At 48.2% G+C, this 17,048-nt stretch carries 12 protein-coding genes; all 12 read right to left on the bottom strand.

Translation table 11 applies throughout. The features are described from left to right. Positions 1-45: 45 nt before the first annotated feature. Positions 46-2,001 carry a T9SS type A sorting domain-containing protein gene (locus tag VLX91_01165; GenBank protein ID HUI28794.1) on the bottom strand — a complete coding sequence of 652 codons (1,956 nt, stop codon included), beginning with the start codon at positions 1,999-2,001 and terminating at the stop codon, positions 46-48. 48 nt (positions 2,002-2,049) lie between these two features. Continuing rightward, positions 2,050-3,336: an IPT/TIG domain-containing protein gene (locus VLX91_01160; protein HUI28793.1), complete on the bottom strand. Its 1,287-nt coding sequence runs from the start codon at positions 3,334-3,336 to the stop codon at positions 2,050-2,052. Positions 3,337-3,351: 15 nt separating this feature from the next. Further along, the gene (locus VLX91_01155) at positions 3,352-4,368 is read right to left on the bottom strand and encodes a PorV/PorQ family protein (GenBank protein ID HUI28792.1); all 1,017 of its coding nucleotides are present in this window, start codon (positions 4,366-4,368) and stop codon (positions 3,352-3,354) included. An 11-nt stretch (positions 4,369-4,379) separates the two neighbouring features. Beyond that, entirely contained in the window at positions 4,380-7,034 is a 2,655-nt protein-coding gene (locus VLX91_01150; protein ID HUI28791.1) for a hypothetical protein, read from the bottom strand. Between the two features lie 25 nt (positions 7,035-7,059). Beyond that, entirely contained in the window at positions 7,060-10,371 is a 3,312-nt protein-coding gene (locus VLX91_01145) for a TonB-dependent receptor (protein ID HUI28790.1), read from the bottom strand. Between the two features lie 484 nt (positions 10,372-10,855). Beyond that, positions 10,856-11,932, bottom strand: a complete 1,077-nt coding sequence (locus VLX91_01140) for an AI-2E family transporter (GenBank protein HUI28789.1) — start codon at positions 11,930-11,932, stop codon at positions 10,856-10,858. Beyond that, on the bottom strand, positions 11,916-12,644 hold the full coding sequence (locus tag VLX91_01135) for a regulatory protein RecX (protein HUI28788.1): 729 nt from the start codon (positions 12,642-12,644) through the stop codon (positions 11,916-11,918). Before VLX91_01135 ends, VLX91_01140 begins: the two co-directional genes overlap by 17 nt. A gap of 18 nt (positions 12,645-12,662) precedes the next feature. Beyond that, a complete protein-coding gene (gene recA / locus VLX91_01130; GenBank protein ID HUI28787.1) occupies positions 12,663-13,775 on the bottom strand; it encodes a recombinase RecA in 1,113 nt (370 codons plus the stop codon). Between the two features lie 183 nt (positions 13,776-13,958). Continuing rightward, on the bottom strand, positions 13,959-14,600 hold the full coding sequence (gene thpR, locus VLX91_01125) for an RNA 2',3'-cyclic phosphodiesterase (protein ID HUI28786.1): 642 nt from the start codon (positions 14,598-14,600) through the stop codon (positions 13,959-13,961). Then, positions 14,600-15,847, bottom strand: coding sequence for a competence/damage-inducible protein A (locus VLX91_01120; protein HUI28785.1), 1,248 nt, complete (start codon positions 15,845-15,847; stop codon positions 14,600-14,602). Before VLX91_01120 ends, thpR begins: the two co-directional genes overlap by 1 nt. Then, positions 15,844-16,371 carry a phosphatidylglycerophosphatase A gene (locus VLX91_01115; GenBank protein HUI28784.1) on the bottom strand — a complete coding sequence of 176 codons (528 nt, stop codon included), beginning with the start codon at positions 16,369-16,371 and terminating at the stop codon, positions 15,844-15,846. Before VLX91_01115 ends, VLX91_01120 begins: the two co-directional genes overlap by 4 nt. After that, positions 16,364-16,963, bottom strand: a complete 600-nt coding sequence (gene pgsA / locus VLX91_01110; GenBank protein ID HUI28783.1) for a CDP-diacylglycerol--glycerol-3-phosphate 3-phosphatidyltransferase — start codon at positions 16,961-16,963, stop codon at positions 16,364-16,366. Before pgsA ends, VLX91_01115 begins: the two co-directional genes overlap by 8 nt. Positions 16,964-17,048: the final 85 nt, after the last annotated feature.

Here is a 17,048-nt window from a genome sequence, read left to right as displayed (position 1 = left end):
TTCTTCGTTCGCCTACCACCTCCTTTAAACAAAGTTATGCTCGTCCTATCTTATCAACATAAGTTTCTTTGTTTCGACAAAATCGCCAGCCTTCATCCGGTAAAAATAGACGCCGCTTGATAAGTTCGAGCCGTCAAAGCGGACAATATGTTCACCAGGCTGCTGTTCTCCATCGACCAACGTCGCTATCTCTCTTCCAAGCACGTCATAAATCTTTAAAGTCACGTGACTAACCGTCATAAGCTGGTAGCTAATGTCGGTCGTCGGATTGAAAGGGTTCGGATAATTTTGACCCAGCTCAAATTTGTAGGGAGTCTGCGAATCCTTGCCGTGGACCGACGAAATATTGCGGCTGCCACTGTCGACCAATACATATTCCACCGAATTCGCTGGTGAAGCAAACTCTATCGTGTCATCGACAGGATATGCCAGAGCCGGAATCTGCTGAAGGCTGTCAAGGGGTCCCCATCTTGTCGCGCTGGGGCCATGACCATTCACAACCACAGACTGCGGCCATGTGCTATTGTCGACTCCTGTGAGGGTATAGACATAAAATCTGTCTCCTACACCGATGCTTTTTGGATTCAGCATCACAGTTTGACTGGTGGAACCGTCATTCACTACAACGACACCAGTGTGTCCCGAAGAGAACCTCGTGGCATAAGCATAGATACCTTTGCCTCCCGGCACAGTCGCGCTTACGACATGGTCTCCGATGACTTGGTTCAGATAATATATGTAATAGAAATCAGGCCGCGGATTCCATTGCGGAATGCTGCCATCGTTCCCATTATAAAACATTCCGTCAGTGTTCCAGTTTGCAATGAGCCACCTTGCAGACATCCCCATGTTGTTCTTTATCATCTCACAAAAGAGCGCCACAGCTTGCATCCCGTTTGCAATTGATGTTTCTGCCGTAGCGGACCCGCTGTTGTTTGCAGAGGAACAGTTCCATTCAGTCAATGCGATCGGCATCGGAGCAGCGCCGAAATTGGAAATGTCCTGCCGAACCGAGGCAATATCGGCGTCAATTTCACTCACACCGTTATCTACCTGACCCTTTATGCTTGTAGCATTGTTGCCGTAATAATCGTGTATCACGTAAAAATCTGCGGTATCGCCGACTTCGTTGAAGAACTGTTGGTTCCAATTCCGGTCGGCGACGATCCAGTCGCTTGCATCATGGTATTGGTTTATTTGACCTCCAACATATATTGTTGCTCCAATTCCGTTCGCCGCCGCTTTCATCGAGTCGACAAATATTTTGAAATGTTTCCCGTAGAGGTCACCACTAATTACTGCGGGCTGATGGTCTTTGTTTTTCGAAGTGTCGATCAGGAAACCGGCTTCCCAGGGTCGGTTATCTTCGTTGCCGATCTCCCAAAATTCAGTGCGACCGTCATCATAGCGCACCCAATCAGCCGCATAATGTGCGGCCTGCGCTACGGGATCGTTGCTTCGCCCGTAGCGGGCGTAAGCATAGTTGATGGTTATGAGTCCCTGCGTGTAAAGCTGGTCACGCATATTATAGTAGCTTTCAGGAGTCGGAAGGAGACTGGGGCCTAACTCCGGTGAGAGCCTTTGCTTAACCGCACCAGTGCCATAATAATTGCTCGCATCGTAAATAGAATCGGGCAGATCGCCAGGATTGCCGCTCCAGAAAAAAACGTCCGACCAGCTTCCTCCCGGATAACGGATGAGAGTAGGCGACAGCAATTGGAGATAACCCAGCAGCGTCGGATTGTTTACGTCCTGTGACACCCATGTCGCTACTGCATTTCCGAAAACATAGTTCGATATCTCGCCGAGCGTGTCGGTACCGTCAATGGTAACGATAACATTAGGGGAGACATTAGTCTTTGTCGTATCTCGATAGAGTGGTATAGCTGCAGTTTTTGGGTAATAATCCTGCAGGAAACAATTTGTCCCACTCTGACCGAAAACCTGACTGACCCCGCCAAGAAGCAACACGGCTGATAGAACTGCCTTGATAGTATTCATAGCATCACATCTCTATACTGGTTAGGAAAGAATCATCCTTTCAAAAAATCATCGTGCTCCGCCATCTTGCCCCATATCAACTTGATATACCATATATTTGTTTGAGCTAGAACCGTCACCGGCAATCATGTACAAATAATTGGATGTGCTGCTCCACGCAATCCCGTTGCAAACTGTCGGGAGAATTCCTTTGTACATATTGTCCACTTTCGTACCATCTGATCCGGCGCCGGGGTCGATGAGAAGTGGATCGGTCGAATAAGTTGCGATATACAGGTCGCCGCTCGAGGAGAATGCGATGCCGGTTATATGATCGGCAGCGAATGCCGTCGTACTCATGTCAAGCACGAGCTCTCGTGTACCCACCGTGCTATCCGATGTAAGATGATTCTTCCAGACCTTTTCATTCCCCGGCGAACCTGAGGGAGCAGATACGACATAGACATCACCATTATAGACTTTCACCGCAAGTATTGTATCGGACGCATATCCTGCTACAGCGGCCGGGGCGCTAAGGGTTCCGGCGGCATAAGGAGGAATAACATAGAGATCGGTCTTGTTCCATCCGGCAAAAAGATATCCAGCCTGGTCGAAGTCCCCAAATTTAGCAAGTTTCGCCAGCTGCACCCATTTCTGCTGCACAGAATCAGTCGATGGATTCACTTTCTCAATCCATCTGGTGGTTGCCGACATCACATATAAATTGTTGTCGGGTCCCACGCAAGCTCCCCATGGCGTCCCATTGGCCGTTCCTATTACTATGTTGTCGGTGGCAGAGGTGATCTCATGTATGCCCATCGGGCTGGACCCGGTGGTCGAGTTTTCCGTAACGAACACATGACCCTGATTGTCGGCCGCGATTCCACCCAAGGGGACGTTTTGCAGAAGACCGCCGTACTGCGAAGTAACATTTGTTATTTGATATGGTCCATGCTTCGCCACGGTGCCATTATGCGGCTCCACTTCTATGGTAATCGAGTCACTCACAAGATTGGGACGACGCACCACTATCGTCGTGGAATCCATCGAAATGACATCAGCCTGAGACAGAGAAAAATTTTTGCCGCCAACACTGCCGACACTGAAATACACTATTGTGGTGTCGGAGGCAAATGTGTCTGTCGCTGCAATGACAAAATTGTGTCCGCGGATTGTAATTGTATTCACGCCTCCGGTAGCCGCTGACGGATCTATAGAAACAATCGTCGCAGCTCCCAGCGCCGCGTAAGGCTTATCCCATGTAGGCGTTGTAACATTGTACTTGCATCCTGAAACAAATGCTAAGGAGGCAAAAATAAACGCAAATGTAAATAATATATAACGATGGAATTTCATGTTTTCTTTCTCCTTTTACCTTGAGAACCGGACAGTGAATCGCTGTATGTTTCCGAAATCACCGAAAGGTGTGTAGGCGTAGTCGATGGAAAGTCCGAACTTCGAGAAACCCACTCCGTATGAAAGTCCATTCCCTTCATCGTTAACAGCGTTTCCGGAAGTGTAACCTGCGCGCAGAGATAACATGTCGAGCAGACAGTAATCTAGCCCGACGTTGACTTCCTCAGGGCGATCAGTATAATGGCTGGCATCTAGGCTCATGAGAAGCGATTGATTGAACGGAAGCGATTTTGCCAAGTCCAAAAGATTCATCGATATTCCGAGAGAGAACGCCAGCGGGGCCTGGAAACCTTCATCGACATATTTCACCTGCTGAGAAAAATTCCTCACTGACATTCCGAACACGAGGCTCTTAACACCGGTTTTGAATTGCGTGCCGAAATCAAACACAATGGGCGATAACTTATTTGAGGCAGTCTGGCTTGTGTCGTTACCGGTGCCGCCAGGCAAAGGAATTGTGCTTGGACCTAGGTCTTGATGTATCAACTTTATCTGGCCTCCAAGGCTGAACTGCTCGGTCAACTGTTTCGCATAACCTAGGCCGGCAGCGTAAGCGGTCAAATGGTAAATGCCGAGATCCTCGTAGCCCTGAGGACCTTGACCCACAATCGTTTCATAAATATCCCCATAATTGACATACTGCAAACTGAAACCGATAACCCCGTACCGGCCGTTGGCCGGATTGACTTCGAGGCTAAAAGTATTATGAGTGATACCGGCTATCCACTTATTCGTGCTGCCAGATAAGTCCACGACGCCGTTCAAGCCTGTCATCCCGGCAGGATTGAAAAATAGTGAGCTCGAACCTAATGGAAGACTCGTCATGGCATCAGCCATGGCAGCACCGTGAGCATCCGAGACCACGCTCAAGAACTGAAATCCGCTCTGCGCTAATTTCTGCTGTGCAAAACCCGGAACCGTGAATGAACTCAGAAGCAGAGCCGCCGCAAGAAAATTTATCTTCTTCTTCATCTAATGTCTCCTTACCTGATAATGACAAATTTGCGAAAGATCTTTGGCCCATTGGGTTCTTCCACTGCCAGTATGTAAATCCCGCTGGCAACGATTTGACCCGCTGAAGTTCGGCAATACCACTTCTCATCACCGGTGCCTTTGTGGTCAATCGTGTATATCAAATCTCCACGCTCCGTGAAGATTTTCAGCTTGCAAACAGCAGGCAGGCCAAAGAAACTGATTTTATCTTGCACTTCAGGCTGGGAGCCGTACTGATAGGACCGTGCGCGGCTGTCATATGGATTTGGAACAACACGGACGAGATCCAATCCCAAACCGGCAGAAATTTGAAACGGTGTAAAGTAATTTAACCCATTCTCGAGTACAGCGTCATAAGCCTTATATCCGGCTCCACTTACCCATGTTTTTCCTGTCACGTTGACTTTTCTCCAAATCGTATCGGCAGCGGCAGGATTCGTAGAGTCCGCGCTCGTCAATGAATCTCCAACACCCGATGAATTCACATGAACAAAAACATAATCTACATTGTTATATTTCACCCAGTCCGACACATCAAGGGAATCATTTCTGCCGTACTTCATTCCCGTAGTCCATGTTCCTTGGCTATTCATTGCTATCCATTTCATGGTGGAGAATGTAAAAGGCAGCGGTCCAGCTGGAATCGGCGGGCGCTGCAATGAAGCCGGCAGAACTGTTATCGTCCACTCAAGGCTGCTGTAAAGCACTCCAACCGGATTCCCATTGATATCCCTCTGTGTACCATCATCCTTCGTCTGTAAATAATAGTAGTAATCAAATCCTCTTCCCGGCGGGTTAGGATCGTTGGCTGCATCATCGTCCCAGCTACGGTTGCCTGAGACATCGCTGGGAAGATTGTTCTTGCTGCACTCAAAGACCTTGTCATACCTTGCAAGCGGGTTCATAGAAGTATTTAATGAACGATAGATAACGTAGCCGTTAAAATGCGGATCCTTTTCAGCTTCTTCAGACCACTGCAAATTGATCCGATCACCCAATCCGCTCACGATAAAATTCGATGGAGGCTGCGGCGGCTGGGGTGCCCTGTAACCCGATGCATAATTGTTCATTGCTTCCCGATAAATCTTTATAATAGAATCCTTTCCCGTGAGTACCCACGCCCTCTTGTAAGCGTTCGCACCATCGAGAGTTTTTGGCGCAGACGATCCGTCAGGCATGATCAGATCGGGCGTCCCCGTTCCGTTGTAATACTGTAACCAGTTCGCGCCAACCTCAAGATTTTTCTCACGAGATATACCGCCCCCTCCTTGAGCATAAACTATATGAATGCTGTCTCCCGGTGCCAGGCTTGCATAGGGACCAAATCCCTGCTCTTGACTCGTACCACCACCGCTGTTCCTTCGTCCGACGGGGTAATTACCCTGAAGAGGTGTTGCACCACCGACAACGGCTATCATGCTCGAATCGTGAGGTATCGGCGAATGCCCCTCAGTAATGTCTGTCCAACGGTCCGCCATTCCTACCGCATCGTATTGATTAATATAATTCTTGATGTCGGGATCGAGGTCCGAGGAAATAAACCAGGTAGTTGCAGGCTGGGAAATATCATCGGACGTATCGCCAACTGCCTTATCGGCATGAAGAGTTACATTCCCTGCAAATTTCCATGAACACATCCGCCCATCCCAGTTTTGTGCCGGGCATCCCCAGTCTTCATCATATATACTGCCTTTAAGTGAGGTCCTGTTCTTGTCTGGACCGTAATAAGAATAGAACCCCCTCATGTGATAAAGAGGAGATGAAGCATCGTTAAAAAGCTGAGACCCCACGCCGTAGTCACCGAAATCATGGTTCAAAGTGCTCTCCCCCCACGTGGACTGGAATGATGCCCAGGAACCGGTACCCTGAACTCCTCCGATGGGTTCGGACGGTGCTCCGTTACCTTCCCCTGCGAAAGCATAACGGTAAATGAAATAGACCCAAACAGTATCGAGCGTCTGGGCATTGACATCACCTGCGGCATCGTAAATACCGGTGTTCTTGAAAGTCCAGTCGTTGATAAAATATTGACCATCGGTGTTGTCACCAAAAACCATTACCTTCCTGGTTACGGTAATCCCGACTGAGGTGTTGAATTGCACTATTATCATACGGTCGGGTGCCATGGTGGGATCGTACTGGTCCACCTGGTCATACGCGGTCTGAAATGACCCATCTGCAACATTGCCGCCATTAATCACCGTCACGTTAGGATGCGGCTCCTTTCCAATGAGCTTAAACTGAACAGGGAAGATCTGATTGGTCCGATCCGCACCATCCCGCGGCCCGGATCCAACCACCTTGGGACTCAGAAGCTTACCCAGAAGGGGGTCGTTGTAATCTTTGACGCCGATCCACATTCCTTCCATTCTCAACATGTCCTGGTCATTGAATCCGTAACCGAATTGAGCAGGCCACGTAAAGGAGTTTCCAAAATTGCCCTGCGTGAGAGCGCCATACTCACCCTCGTAATTCATCCCGATATTATTTATCGGAGACAATAGATCGCTTACGCTGAGCCATTTGACTTGTTGCGCGAACGAAACTTCAAAAGTACCTAAACACAAGAAAGCTGCAATAAAAAGGAAAATCGGTTTTTTCCCGCTCATGGAACCTTCGCTGGTTCTTATTGCTCGATATTTCATTATAAAAATTCCTCTTTTCTTTTTGTTAGTCTGACAAATTGAACGAAAATGTCAGGCCAAAGTAGAAAGTCCGCGGATCAAGGAACCAGAACGTCGACTCTTTCGGCATCTGAATATACGCTTTGTCCGAAACGACCTGATTGACTTTCGACTGAGGAACCTGCCACCATCCATTTACATCCTGCCCGGGTTCCTGTGAAGCGGCGTAGCCGTGCGGGCCGTACCACCAGTACTTTCCGGTGACGGCGTTGTAATACATTGCAATGGAATTCCCATTATTCAATTGAGTGGGATCCATTATCGGCGATGAGGTCGCATCAACATTCTGCTCCACCATCGGCTGCCAGTTAACTCCCGGCTTCCTGTAGTCTCCGACTCTATCACTTCCAGGAATGTTGGCATACGCGGTACTCGGCGGCAAATGCAGGGACAACAAATAATTCTCGTCGCCGGTATCCCAGAGTCTGAGGGTATTGAACACATTATCCACATCCATGAACAACTGGAAATTCATCCGCCCAAAGGTGAGGGTCTTCTGCAGTCTGAGGTGAGTGTTGAAGTAATCGACCGCCTGAACGTTATACGAGATATTAGGATTATTGGGATTCCATGTCGTCCAGTATCCGGCCTGCCAATCGACGACGATGTTCAGCATCCAATCACCAAAAATATGATTGCCGATTATATCCGGGCCAAAATCAGCCGGACTAAGGAAATTCACATTTGCCCTTGCGAACGGTGCGGGAATCGGCCGATTCTGGTAATTGTTCTCCGTGGTGTTGTCGAAGATGGTTTGTTGTTGAGCATTGTTAGTAACCTTGGCTTCGTTGAAATGACCCGCAGTGTTCACCTGATATGTGTAGTTGACAAAGCCATTCACCCAGTCCCCGGTAGTCTTGCGAAGTGTGATCTCGAAGCCCTTATTATCTGCATAGTTATTGGCGGAGGTCGCAAAGTAACTGACCCCTGAAGTTGCTACATATTGTACGGCATCTTGCTGATCGCTGACATCGTTGTAGTATGCTGCTCCTTGAAGCAGATACTCTTCGCCAAGCGAGAAGTCAACACCTAACTCGTACGAGACAGTTTTTGCGAGAATGAGGTTGGGGTTTCCGTACGCTGCCATCTTATCATTCTCGTCGCGGCTCACACGGAAAATGGTCTCGTACTGAGGCAGCTCTCTGAACCAGCCGTAGTTGAAAAACAGCTTTGCATTTTCGGAAATCGGATGCGATATCCCGAGCCTAGGACTCAAATCCAATTGCATCTTCGACGGAGTTGACCCGAATTTGGCATTGGCAAGCGTTGCACTGTCGGGCGGCTGGAAAAATATTGAACCGGCGGTGCTGAATGGATTGATGTCCCACCAGTGATAATTTGCGTCGCTTAGATCCAGACGCAAGCCCGCATTCATCGTGAACTCTTTCGTCTCTAATTTATCTTGAGCATAAGCCGCCCCGCGATAAGGGAAGACATCCAGGAGTGTCCGAGAGGAATAAACATTTTGACCCTGCTGAGAATTTATTATACCGTAATCGAAGTGCAGATCGTTATAGTCGAATTCTATTCCGGCTTTAACCAAGTTCTCAAAATTAACCTGACTCGTCAGATCTGCCTTCAAACTTGTCGTGCTTACGAAGCTATGATCGCGCGTCATTGCGTAAAACGAACCGCCGTTGATGATAACATTTGCAAAGTTGTTATCCGGCCAGTATCCAAACGGGTTGGAATCCTCGTAGAAACCCGGAACGACTTCAACCTTTGCCGATGTATCTCTCAATGCAGCGGGACGAGTGTTGTAATGCACGGTATAGTTCTGCAACAAAACTTCATAATATGTGTTCGCGTTCAAAGTGTGAGTAAACTTCGCAGAAAGATTACGATGCCAGATATCGGTAAGACAAAAAGCATAGTTAGAATAAAGAAGAAATGGATTAAAACTCCCGTCATTGGAGCCGACAATCCCTGCAACATCGGAGGCCGACTGAGGATAGAAATAGGCTCCCAGGTTGGTATCCCAGTTGTTTCTCTCGGTGAACGTCTCGCCGTATAGGCCGTTGAGCTGCAATTTCATCGTCGGGGAAATGTCTGAATTAAGCTGGAACGTGCCGTCATAGTCTTTATAATCGGGCCTCGATAGCGGCCACACAAGCATTGATCTATTGCTGCGATAAGAGGCAAAGAATCTCAGCCCGCCCAGTGCGTCGCTGACCACAGGAACCGGGCCGCCAAATCCAGCGTCGATATTGTAATCAGGTTGGTTGTTGATCTGCTGCTTTCTGATTTCGTATTCGAAAGCTCTCTGGCATTCTGCGGGAGTCAAATTGTAGCCCTCCGCATTCATTGTCTGCGCAACTTTATCCCACCCGCTGAAGCTCGGATACTCCTGCTGAGTATACGCATCCCAGTTTCCGTTTGTCGTCCCGGTCCAAGCGACGGCCGGGTCAAAATACGGACGCAAGGCGGCGGACATCGGATTGTTTATATCGTAAACTCCCGGGGCAAGCCAGTATTTCGGTTGTGGAGGAGCGAGCCGTACCTCAAATCTGCCGGAGTAGTCGGATTTGCTTCCCTCGCGCGTGACGACATTTACGATTCCAGATCGTACCTGCCCATATTCGGCATTAAAGCCGCCGCGTTCCACGGAGACTTCTTTCACATCGCTCATCGCGATCCTTGTCTCGGGTTCGTTGTTCCTCGGGTCTCTCAAAGTGGCGCCATCCACGTTGAAAAGAATTTGGTCACCGCCGCCACCGCGGATGCTTATTCCGCCGCCCACGGAAACGCTCCCCGTGGTATAGTTTTGAGTGTAGTATGACGGCGCAGAAGCCCCGCCCAGAGGTCCTTCCCATCCGCCCTGGACGCCCGCCTGCAGACCGAGAATACTGACGATATTTACCGCCGGCAGTTGCTGGGCCTGGTTCCCTGTATAAGAAGAAACGCTTGTAGCCACGTCAGGCTTTATGAGCCGCTGTTGCGCTGTGACAATAACTTCCCCGGCCTGAACCGCCTCAGGCTCCAAAGCTACGTCCACATGTGCGGTTTGATCGATATGGACGACGACGTCTTCTACAACGACCTTTTTATACCCAACCATAGAAATCTGTAACTTGTATGTCCCGGGCAAGACTTCCAAAACTGTGTATTGACCATTCAAGTCTGTTGAAGCTCCCAAGGATGTTCCCATCACGAGGACGTTGACGCCGGGTAAAGCCTCGCTGGTTGTTTTATCCGTTATCGTCCCCGCAATCTTTCCGGTTGTTCCGGCAAATGTCGTTGCCGGAAGTAAGACGGTTAAAAACAACCAAGGAACTACCAACCTGTGTAATTGTTTCATGTCTAGCTTCTCCTTTAAAATTAGATAGACCTATAACATTTAAAACCAGTGATTATCTTTTGCCCCGTTATCTGACAACTAAAGAAACTTAGAATTCGATTCCGCTCGCGGCCGCTTCTCCCACGCAGCCCCGCAAAAATCAGTAGCATTTTTCTACCTTTGCTTACTCCTTAGATTTTTTGTACTGCGGTTACTTCTCGCATGCAACACTTGCTAATATCTAATCTCGGATATTTACAGCAAAAAAACTTTACGAAGAAACTACCAAGCTCGCTAAACCTGCACCGTTACGAAGTAACCTACTCTACTACTTTTTATACTTCTTCGGCAATTGTTTTAAGAATCTTTGTCACTCTGAATTGTTACCGCTAACATTGACCCTAATTTAATCGGGATGTCTGCCAATGTCAATAGCCGCTCTGAGCTTTTTCCGCGCGCGCAAATCACAACTGTAAACTAAATAAGATTAATCGGAAGCTGCAACTTACTTCGATAACTTCAAGACCGTCTCAGCGTTCGTCCCGGATTTTGTAATTCTGTATGAAGTAAGTCCCCAATACGTTTCCTTTGCTATAACTTTGAACACTGTATAAAGCGGCATAGCCAATACCATCCCTGCAATTCCTTCCAGCTCGGCCGCTATCAGAACCAATAAAACAATCGTCAGAGGATGCATCTCGGCGCCGTGCGAATACACGGTTGGCACGATGATTATGTCGTCGATAATTCTTATCCCTGCAAAAAGTCCGACGATCGGCAATACCATATTGAGATTCCCCATCTGTACGAAGGAGACCACAATAGCCGGAACTGCACCGACAATCGGCCCGAGGTACGGAATCAAATTCGCGATCCCTGCCGCTACACCGATGATAACGGCGTACTTAACGCCCATGACCAGCAAACCAACTATGGACAATATCCCGACGATCGCAGCTTCGGTGAACCATGCGCGAATATATTTGCCAAGCTGGATGCCGATTTTGTGAACAACGTTCAGGCTCATCTCGAAATACCTATTCGGGACAAGGGCGATAAATTTCTGAATGATAAATTCACCGTCCTTAAGGAGAAAAAAAGAAACAAATGGAACAATTATCAGCAACATCAAAAACGAACCGACGCTTGTCAATATTGTAAACCACTTGCTCGTCAACTGTACCACTGCACCATTTATCTTCTCTGAGATGTTCCCGAAATCAATGAAAGAAATTTTACTCTGAATTTCCGACTGAATTGCACTTAACTTCCGCGTGAAGTCGGGAGACCCTATCGCCTCTTTCAGGCTGACAATCTGATTGAACAGCGGCGGCAGAAATGTATATAGCAATCCGGCCACCACGACACCAATTACAGAATAAATCATGAGAATCCCGTAGATACGCCGGATCCCTTTCGTCTCCAGGAGTTCGACAATCGGCGAAAGAAGAAAAGTCATCAATATCGACAAAAGAAGAAGGGCAAATACGCCCCCGAGAAATGAAAGCGCCCACAATGCCGACAAAAGAATTATAATTACAAGAAAAACCTTGAAGCTGTTCTTTCTAAATATCGTCTGCACCTAAGTCTCCGTTCTCAGAATGATCGAAAGACCCCACGCGAGAAACCCTTTCCGGAAAAGTCTCGCGAACCACATTTTTGATTATGCTCCAGTCGAACCCTCGCCTTGCAAGGAATGAGATCAGTTTCTCACGTCGCTTTTTCTTATCGAATCTTTTGAGTGCGCGGATTTTTGTCCGTGCGGCCCGAAGAGCAAGCTCGTTTTGAATTTCTTCGCCGCCGACGGTCGAGAGCGCCGCAGCTGCAGCTTCCTTGGTAATTCCCTTTTCGAGCAGCCTGCGCTCCAACTCCCGCCTGCCGACTGGCTTTCGTGTCACCTTTCCGGCAACGAACATTTCCGCAAACTTTTCATCGTCTATCAAACCAACATCTCTTAACTTTCCTATCACGAGTTCGATCATCTCGATGGGGAACTTTTTCTCCCTGAGCCGCTTAACTAATTCCGACTTCGTTCTCATCCGGTAATTGATGAGCCGCATCGCCGCGAGATATGTATCATGGTACATCTGCGATTTACGAATCTTGAGAAGAAGCCCGTCTGAAATATCGTCGTTCTTTCTAAGACCGTAATCTATAAGGACTTCTTTGCTTAAAATAAGCACTTCCCTTTCATCGAACGACACTTTGATTTTGCCAGAACGAGGAGACTTTTCAATCGAAACAATTTTCATCTGGCTTATTGTTGATAGTCCACGACTAATGCCAATTGCCAACGGTGCTCCATGAACTACTTACTTCTTGCTCTTTGTGTCCTGTCCCGCCGGAGAATCTGCATGGCGGGATCCCGCTTCGCGGGATTTTTTTTCGTCTTGCTTTTCGGATACCTTCCCGTTGTTCCCGTTCTTAGAAATCAAACCAAGCTTTGTTCTCACTTCCGCTTCCAGCTCGTTCAACATCCCGGGATTGTCCTGGAAATATTTTTTTGCGGCGTCCCTTCCCTGCCCGAGCCTGTCATTTTTGTACGAGAACCATGTACCGCTTTTCTGGATGATATTGTGTTCAACGGCAACGTCCAATAAATCGCCTACTCTCGAGATCCCCTCGTTATATTGAATGTCAAATTCAACTTCTTTGAACGGGGGCGCAACTTTGTTCTTCACAACTTTCACTCGTACCCTGTTACCTACTATGTCTGCACCTTCCTTGATATGGTCACGCTTCCTGATATCCAGCCGGAGCGCGGCGTAAAACTTCAGAGCGTTGCCGCCGGTCGTCGTCTCAGGGTTTCCATAAACGATCCCGATCTTGCTCCGGAGCTGGTTCGTGAAGATGACGCATGTGTTGCTCTTATTTATTGCCGCAGTAAGCTTCCGAAGCGCTTGAGACATTAAACGGGCTTGCGCACCCATCTGTGCGTCTCCCATTTCACCTTCGATCTCCGCACGGGGCGTCAACGCAGCCACCGAATCAATAACGACCACGTCGATAGCACCGCTGCGGACAAGCGTCTCAACGATGTCGAGTGCCTGCTCGCCAAATTCCGGCTGCGACAAAAGCAAGTTGTTAGTATCGACGCCTATTCGCTTCGCATAATTTAGGTCAAGCGCGTGTTCGGCATCAATAAAAGCGGCTATGCCTCCTTGCCTTTGAGCCTCCGCAATTACACCCAGACACAACGTGGTTTTGCCCGAGGATTCCGGACCAAAAATCTCCGTAATCCTTCCGCGCGGGACGCCGCCGATGCCCAACGCCCAGTCCAGGGAAATAGAACCTGTGGAAATCGAATCGATTCTTGCAATCGGCCCTTCTCCCATTTTCATCACGGCGCCTTTTCCGTAATCCCTCTCGATCTGGTTCAATGCAATATCGAGAGCTTTCAGCTTTGCTTCTTTTTCCTCTGCCATTTTATAACTCCTTCCTGTTTAATAAATACTCATGATCCGATGGAATTGAGAGCGATTTATCATGGCACAATGCATGTTGTCCCACACCAAGCAAATTTCCGCAAGCCGTTTCTCCACACGTTAACATTCCGAAGCGGCTACTACCGGAAACTTTACGGAAAGTATCCTCTCAACCTACTCATGCTACGCGTTACTCGCCGAAATCTCCGACAAAATTTTATACTCTGAACCGGACTTGTCTCTATTCAGCCTGCTTTCAAACAACGCAATACTCACCGGGGAAAATTTCTCGAAGCGTAATTTACCTTCACTTTCAAATTTCTTCAAGTCTTCTACCCTGTCACGTCCGAAATTATCCGAGTGACGGAATGACACGGATCGTTCGTCCGTATGTGTTCGAGAAAGGCGAACATTTCGATCTTTCAATCTGGCGATAGTGATATGCGGCTTAAAGGGACGATCTTCCGGTACAATGCCGAACTTCGCAGTTACAGATTTTATCGTTTCGGACACTCTGCTCAATGTACCGTCATCCTGACAATCGAGCCAGATGCCTCTTCTAATTTTCTCGCTCGGGAAAAAATTCATTCCGACTACCTCGACTGCCGACCATTTAGGGGATAACTCCTTAAGTGCAGACTCGACAGATGAAAAAAGCTCGGGTAATTTTTCAAATTTAAAATCGCCTATAAACTGAAGCGTGATGTGGAGTTTATCCTTACCTTCGAATTTTGCGTCATGGACGCTCGGACGAAGCTCTTCTTGAATTCTTATGATCTGCATCTTCACACTGTCGGGCAACGTCGCCCCAAAGAATATTCGCACTATTCAAGCCCTAGAATTCGCCTTCGAACAAGTTCTAGCGCCGCCTGCGAGGTCCGTTCCTTAAATCTCAAACGTTCATCAGCAAGCATATATTTTTTTACTACGGTACCAGCACGATCGGCAAGTCCGATATAAACCAAACCGACAGGCTTCCCGGTGGTGCCGCCGGTCGGGCCCGCTATTCCCGTGACCGAAATTCCTATGTCCGTCTTTGAAGTGCTCCTGATCCCTTCTGCCATGGCACGCGCAACTTCTTCGCTCACCGCTCCGAACTTATCAATAAGTTCTACAGGAACATGGAGCAACTCCACTTTGGCCTCATTGCTATATGTGATGACACTTCGATCGAAATATGCTGAACTTCCCGGAATATTCGTGATACGATGCGAGATATACCCTCCCGTGCAGCTTTCGGCAACCGAAATCGTAAGCTTTCTTCCACTTAGAAGTTCTCCGACAACCTTTTCAAGTTCTATTTCTCCTTCAGAATAGATGTATTTCTCCGCTTTGGTCCTGATTCTCTTTTCGACATCGGCTATAATCGAATCCGCTTCCCCGTCTGTCGCCGCCTTCACCGTAATGCGCAGGCAGACTCCAAACTGGCTCGGAAGAAAAGCAAGTTTCGCCCTGCCCCCTAAAATTTCTTCGACATTCCCGATTAGCTCATATAAGCTCGACTCGGCAATCCCGGTCGTCTTGAGGACTTTGTGTTTGATAACCTGGCCGATCGCCCTGGATTTCAACCGCGGTACGATGTACTCCGTCATCAAATTCTGCATCTCGTGCGGCACACCCGGCATTACGGCGAAAAATTTATTTCCATTCTCAAACAGCATTCCCGGGGCAGTCCCCCAATGGTTCATCAAGACTTCACATCCTTCAGGAACCAGTGCCTGCTCTTCATTTACTCTCCGAAGCGGAATGTTCCTCTTGGCAAGCCTGTCGCGGACATTTTCCAGCACGCTGCTGTCCATGATTAGCTTCCTCTTGAAAAAATCTGCAACTACTTTCTTTGTGATATCGTCATGTGTCGGGCCGAGGCCGCCGGTCACCAGAACGACATCGACCTCATCATGGTGTTCCTTGAACACCTTCATAATTTCTTCGTAGTCATCGCCGACCACAACCATTTGTGTAACTTCGACGCCTGCCTCAGATAATTTCTGTCCAATGAAAGCTGCGTTTGTATTTGTGACCTGGCCGATGAGAAGCTCGTCGCCTATGGTGATTACTGCTGCGGTTTTCACTTCAGAGAATAAAGATAAATCTGCAAAATTATGTTTGTGTAAACTCCGCACACAAGATCATCGAGCATGATCCATATGCCGCCGCTCTTCTTGTCGAAATAGTTTGCCGGAAATGGTTTGAAAATATCCAGCATCCTGAAAATCAAGAACGCAGCAGCCATTAGGAAAAGGCGCTTTGGGATGAACGCCATCGCCACCCAGAATGCCACAATTTCGTCAATCACGACGCGAGGTGGATCATGCCCGTATTCTTTCTCCATTCTTCCGGCAGCAAATGTTCCCCATACGAAAAAAACAACGAAGGCAGGCACAATGACATAAACCCTCTCAAATCCCGGAATAAAATAGACCAGCAGACCGACGAATGAGCCAACCGTTCCAGGTGCGAATGGCGATAGGCCGGCTCCGAATCCGGTCGTGATGAGTTTATCGAGAAGGGTCGGCCTTCCACCCGGACCTTGAGAAACTTCGCGCAAATTGTGTCCATCTCCGCGCGCAGCGGTCCGATCCGTATCGTTATCCATCCGCCCTGTGTGCTTCCGGCGCAAACGAAGAATGAATCAGCTTAAAATTCTCTATAACATATTGAAGCCCGGTGCCGAGAGTCAGAACAGTCACAAACAGCATCGAATAGTAGAGAACATTCTTGTTGAGAACCTCTTTGACCACGGGCGATAATCCCACAGAGGTTTTGAAAATGACCGCAAGGAGAATCGTATAAATGAAAACCATCTGGAAGACTGTTTTTGCCTTCGCAGAGAAATTCGTGTGCAAAGTCTGCCCGCGAAATTCCGCAAACGACCGCAGTAGGGTAATAGAAATATCGCGTACTACGATAGCCCACACCATCCACCATTCTATGAGACCGAGCCACGCGAAAGCTACAAACGCTGCCGAGGTTAAAACTTTGTCCGCAAGCGGATCCAAAAAGATTCCCCACCGTGAAACCGTGCCGAGTTTTCTGGCGATCCACCCGTCATACCAATCCGTTAAGGCGGCGACGACAAACACGAGCACCGACATTTGCTTCAAAACGATCCTCTCGCTTATGAAGAGCAAAACAAACAGCGGCGTGAGCGCTATTCTGAGAATTGTAAGCTGGTTTGGCAGAGTCATCCTGACACAATTTAAGTGCGAAGTCTCTGGAGGTCAAGTAATCAAAGCGGCTCGCTAAAAATTTAAACTTCAATTGAATTTGATC

This window comes from Candidatus Acidiferrales bacterium, assembly GCA_035515795.1.
GTDB lineage: Bacteria > Bacteroidota > Ignavibacteria > Kryptoniales > JAKASW01 > JAKASW01.
The sequence above is the reverse complement of the archived record's forward strand: the minus strand, read 5'-3'. Positions and strand labels throughout refer to the sequence as shown.